Origin of the sequence: Bradyrhizobium sp. (assembly GCF_016462955.1) — a bacterium.
Taxonomy (GTDB): Bacteria; Pseudomonadota; Alphaproteobacteria; order Rhizobiales; family Xanthobacteraceae; genus Bradyrhizobium.
The window spans coordinates 8,992-13,767 of sequence record NZ_JAEMSD010000149.1; the positions used below are offsets into that span (position 1 = coordinate 8,992).

Here is a 4,776-nt window from a genome sequence, read left to right on the forward strand (position 1 = left end):
GCATGTTGACCACGGGATCGCCGACGAAGCGGACCTTGTCGGTCGCCAGCGGCTGGCGGTTGGTCTGGAGCAGGGGCGAGCCGTCACGGCTCTTCAGCGGCAGCCCGCAGGTGAAGGGGCCGTAGCCGGCGGCATCCAGATCTCGGCCCGTCCAGACGCCCAGTACGCCCGGCATCGCCCTGGCGGCATCGATGCCGATACCGCGGATGACGCCATGGGCATGGGTGGAACGGACGACCACGGCATAGGCCTGGCCCGGCAGGTTGAAATCGTCGGTATAGCGGCCCTTGCCGCGCACCAGCGTGTCGTCCTCCTTGCGGCGGACCGGCTGCCCGACGCCGTACTTTTGCAGTGCAATAGCGTTCTCGAGCGTAGTCGACTTGGTGTGTTCTTGCATGGGATTTGACCTGAAAAGCCGGCATTTGCGCATTTTCGCGGCAGCGGGGCACCGGCCTCCCTCAGATACCCCACCGCCCCGGTCACGACAACGCACGAATGGGCATGGTCCCATGTGAAGCGTTGTTGCGCAGGCCTGCCGCGCTGCTAATGTTTCAGGCGAAAAAGCAATTCCAGATCGGCTCTTTTGGCCGCGGAAAGACAGTTTGTATGAATGACCACACGCGGCTCCGCGACGGCCATGTCAGCCAACATGGGCCGCCCGGTGAGCTGGAGGGGTCGATGGCGGCGGTGGCCTTGGCCACCGAACCCGCCGTCGCCGCGCAAGCGCCGGGAACCGGCGTCTACGCGGCGCTGGACCTCGGCACCAACAATTGCCGGCTGCTGATCGCCTGTCCGACCCAGGACGGCTTTCGCGTCGTCGATTCCTTCTCGCGCATCATCCGGCTCGGGGAGGGCGTCACGGCGACGGGGTGCATCAGCGAGGCCGCGATCGAGCGCGCCATCGCCGCGCTCAGCATCTGCCGCGACAAGATCAATCTGCGGAAGGCGCGTCGGCTGCGGCTGATCGCGACCGAAGCCTGTCGCGCGGCTTCCAATGCAGAAGGGTTCCGCAGCCGGGTTGCGGCCCAGACCGGCATCGAGCTCGAGGTGATCGACCGTGAGACCGAGGCCGCGCTGGCGGTGCTCGGCTGCTCGCCGCTCGTCGACCCCAGGGGCAGGGGCGCGATCCTGTTCGACATCGGCGGCGGCTCCACCGAACTGGTGCGGATCGAGCGCGATCCGGAAAATCCGGAGCCGCGGATCAAGGCCTGGATGTCCATCCCCTACGGCGTGGTCACGCTTGCCGAGCAGTTCGGCGGCCGGGACGTGACGCCGGAGATCTATGCCGCCATGGAGCAGGAGGTAGCGCACCACGTCGCGCCGTTCGCCGAAAAGCACGGACGCGAGCTCGCCGGCATGCATCTGCTCGGAACGTCGGGCACGGTGACCACGCTCGCCGGCCTCCATCTCAACCTCGCGCGCTACGACCGCCGCCGCATCGACAGCATCTGGATGAAAGATGCCGACATCACCGCGACCATCGGCAAGCTGCTCGGCATGAGCTACGAGGAGCGTGCGAGCAACAGCTGCATCAGCGTCGAGCGCGCCGATCTCGTGCTGGCCGGCTGCGCCATCCTCGATGCGATCAGGCGTGCCTTTCCGCTGCCGCGCCTGCGCGTTGCCGACCGGGGCCTGCGCGAGGGCATGCTGGTCGAGATGATGCGCGAGGACGGCGCGCTCAGGAGCTGGTGAGATGGCGAAAGACACCACCGGCCGCTTGCACGTCCAGGTCAAGACCGGCGGCAAGCGCAAATTGTCGTCGAAGCTATGGCTGGAGCGGCAGCTCAACGATCCCTATGTGGCGAAGGCCAAGGCGGCGGGCTACCGCTCGCGTGCGGCGTTCAAGCTCCTCGAGATCGACGACAAGTATCGGCTGTTGAAACCCGGCATGGCCGTGGTCGATCTCGGCGCCGCGCCCGGCGGCTGGAGCCAGATCGCCGCCAAGCGTGTCGGCTCCACGGAAGGCAAAGGCAAGGTCGTTGCGATCGACCTGCTGGAGATGCCCGAGATTCCGGGCGTCGACTTCGCCCAGCTCGACTTCATGGACAACGACGCGCCCGACAAGCTGACCGCGATGCTGGGGGGCAAGGCCGACATGGTGATGTCCGACATGGCCGCCAATACCACCGGCCACCGCAAGACCGACCAGCTCCGCATCGTCGGCCTGGTCGAGACCGCAGCCGCCTTCGCCTGCGACGTGCTCAAGCCCGGCGGCGCCTTCCTGGCCAAGACCTTCCAGAGCGGCGCCGACGCCGAGCTGCTCGCCCAGCTCAAGCGCGATTTCGCCACGGTGCGGCATGTGAAGCCGGCCGCAAGCCGGCAGGATTCTTCGGAGCGCTACGTCCTGGCGACGGGGTTTCGCGGGGCTTAGCAAGTCATCGCGCTAGAATAGGTAGCGCGTCCCGCGATCGCCGCAGGATATTCACATAGATAACATCTAAGAATGATAATCTCTCAATCTGCAATTCAAGCGGGTGGAGGGGATTATGCAGTGCCTGTCTGACTGTCGGTGCATGCTTGCGCGACGACTTGCCTTGATGTCACTCCTGTCCCTCCTACTCAGTCTCGGCTTCGCAGCAGCGTCCCGCGCGCAAACGTCGATCACGGTCGACACGCAGGTGTCTTTCAACATCGGCCTAAGCGGCAATGACGATCTCGGCGATCTCAAGAAAATCTATCAGAGCGCGAACAGCCCGTCAGAACAGGCTTTCGATCAGTTCAACCAGATCATCACCGATACCGGCATGAAGCGGACGCGCCTGCTGCTCAGCGATGTCTATTGCGACGTCGACCAGACCGGGGATGTGTTCGGGTACACGCTTGACGGCGTCTTCCATCCGGGCGAGTGCCAGCCATTGGGGTGGCATCTGGATTGGGCCCTGGTCCGCGGGCTCTCGCCTCATGTGGCGGTCGGGTCCTTCATGCCGCCGCGCTTCGTGCAATACGGACCTGGTGAGAGTTGGGCTGTGGACGGACCGGCTCCTGCACTCTTCCAGAAATATGCCGACGCTCTCGTGCGCTACATCGCCAAGAAGTCGTTCGATGGCGGGGCGCCTTCCGTCATCTTCGAGGTCAGCAACGAGGCTGATATCGCCGATACGGCTCCGGAGAACTGGAACGACACCAATCCGTCCGCCTATACGCTCAAGCCGTTGGGATCTTGGGGCCGTTGGCTGTGGTGGATGGACCCGACCAAATATGTCCTCAATCAGTGGCCCCCGTTGCAATCCCACACGATGTCCAGTGCCGAAGACCAGACCTTGTCTTATCCCTATCAGCTCGACGCGCGCCGTCTGCCGAGGCAGCTCTTGCCGGTTCAGAAGGTCTTCTCGAAGGCGATCGAGAACATCAGAAACGAACTCGCCGCCAACCAGAACTATAGCGGCAAGACCCTGGAAATGGCCGGACCGGCCCTGGTTGGACTGAGCCTTGCCTATTATCCGGCGGAGAATCTTCCGACTTTGGAGGAGGTCTTTCTCGACCAGACCTTCAATCCGCTGGCAGATACGTATCTGTCAAAATTCAACGCGCGGCTCGATCGCTTCTCATTCCACTACTACGGCTCGACGGACGGCACTGGCGGCTTTGCGTACTTCGGCAATCTGGTCGACACGGTCAAGGCCAAGCTGGACGCGCTGAGGGCGAACAACGCCAGCATGCTGGATGTCAAGCTGTTCCTGTCGGAATGGGGCCCGACGGCCTATGAGGCAACTGACGTCAATTACTCGCACAAGGGGGCGGCCTGGACGGCGGCGTTCCTGCACGAAGCGTTGAAGAAGAAGATCTCGATGGGATCGTATCTCATCATCGGTGACGGCCAGGGCGATCCGAACATCGCGCCTTACACGGGACAGGCGAGCCTGCTGCACAAGGTGCCGCGTGGCGAGGCCCCGGCCGACTATTATCCGAAGCCGGTTGCGAACCTCTTCAAGATGTACAACAAGATGTCCGGCCAGCGCGTGCAGGCAGCCCTGACCGGCGGGTCCGGGTCCCACCTCAATGCGTTCGCGACCTGGGATGGCGGCAGCTCCACCGCCAACGTCATGCTGTACAATTACGATGCGACGCGCGTCTTTGGAAACAACACGTCGGCCGAGACGCCGGAGGCGTTCTCGCTCGCCATCGACAATCTGCCTTTCCTCAACGGACCAGTGACCGTGGAACGTTACTTGATCGATGCGACGCACAGCAATCTGGCGCTCTTCCTGGTCGATGCAACCTATTCGTCCGAACTGCAGAAGACGTCGCTGACGGGCACCGTCACTAACGGAAGGCTCACTTTGTCCGATACGCTGGGTTTGGGCGTTTCGCTCTACCGGGTGTTGCCGTCGGTCGTCGGGCCCTAGCCCAGCCTCTGGTCCCGCACGTCCTGGGTATCCTCGCTCGCCGCCTTGACCGCAGCCTTCTCCGCGCCCTTGCCGGCGCCCTTGCGGCTCGCGATCTCCACCGCCTTGCGGCCGGAGATCTCGTTGCCGGCGTCGGCGGGCATTTGCCAGAAAAACCAGCTCGAAGCGGCCGAGGTCAGCGCGACCACGACGAAAGCCGGCGCGAACACGGTCGCGTTGAGCTCGCTGACATGGTGGAACCACATCGTCGTCTCGACGCAGGCCGCGCCGACGGCGACGCCGGCGGAGACCGCGAGCTGCTGGTTGACGCTGACCAGCGTCGTGGCGCGGCTCATCTGCGCGGTCTCGACCTCGGCATAGGCGACCGTGTTGATCGCGGTGAACTCCAATGAGCGGAAGAAGCCGCCGACCACCAGGATCACCATGATGA

3 protein-coding genes and 2 pseudogenes are annotated in these 4,776 nt (G+C 63.9%); 3 read left to right on the forward strand and 2 right to left on the reverse strand.

Features of this window, described 5'->3' with window-relative positions:
• Nucleotides 1-397: pseudogene (locus tag JHD07_RS17055) on the reverse strand (xanthine dehydrogenase family protein molybdopterin-binding subunit); the annotation flags it as partial.
• A 209-nt stretch (nucleotides 398-606) separates the two neighbouring features.
• On the opposite strand from JHD07_RS17055, the gene JHD07_RS17060 reads away from it, so the two are divergent.
• From JHD07_RS17060 to JHD07_RS17070, 3 genes are all read left to right on the forward strand, one after another.
• Nucleotides 607-1,692 (forward strand): Ppx/GppA phosphatase family protein, encoded by a 1,086-nt coding sequence (locus tag JHD07_RS17060; protein ID WP_291624276.1) that lies wholly within the window; start codon nucleotides 607-609, stop codon nucleotides 1,690-1,692.
• A 1-nt stretch (nucleotide 1,693) separates the two neighbouring features.
• Nucleotides 1,694-2,371 carry an RlmE family RNA methyltransferase gene (locus JHD07_RS17065; RefSeq protein WP_291624277.1) on the forward strand — a complete coding sequence of 226 codons (678 nt, stop codon included), beginning with the start codon at nucleotides 1,694-1,696 and terminating at the stop codon, nucleotides 2,369-2,371.
• A gap of 166 nt (nucleotides 2,372-2,537) precedes the next feature.
• Complete coding sequence (locus JHD07_RS17070) at nucleotides 2,538-4,346, forward strand: hypothetical protein (RefSeq protein ID WP_291624279.1); 1,809 nt, start codon at nucleotides 2,538-2,540, stop codon at nucleotides 4,344-4,346.
• On the opposite strand, the pseudogene JHD07_RS17075 reads toward JHD07_RS17070, so the two are convergent.
• Nucleotides 4,343-4,776: pseudogene (locus JHD07_RS17075) on the reverse strand (MFS transporter); the annotation flags it as partial. The gene JHD07_RS17070 and the pseudogene JHD07_RS17075 overlap by 4 nt on opposite strands.

Excerpts from the sequence above, each read along its gene's own strand:
- JHD07_RS17070 (WP_291624279.1), top strand. The coding sequence starts at position 2,538 with ATGTCACTCCTGTCCCTCCTACTCAGTCTCGGCTTCGCAGCAGCGTCC.
- JHD07_RS17060 (WP_291624276.1), top strand. The coding sequence starts at position 607 with ATGAATGACCACACGCGGCTCCGCGACGGCCATGTCAGCCAACATGGG.
- JHD07_RS17065 (WP_291624277.1), top strand. The coding sequence starts at position 1,694 with ATGGCGAAAGACACCACCGGCCGCTTGCACGTCCAGGTCAAGACCGGC.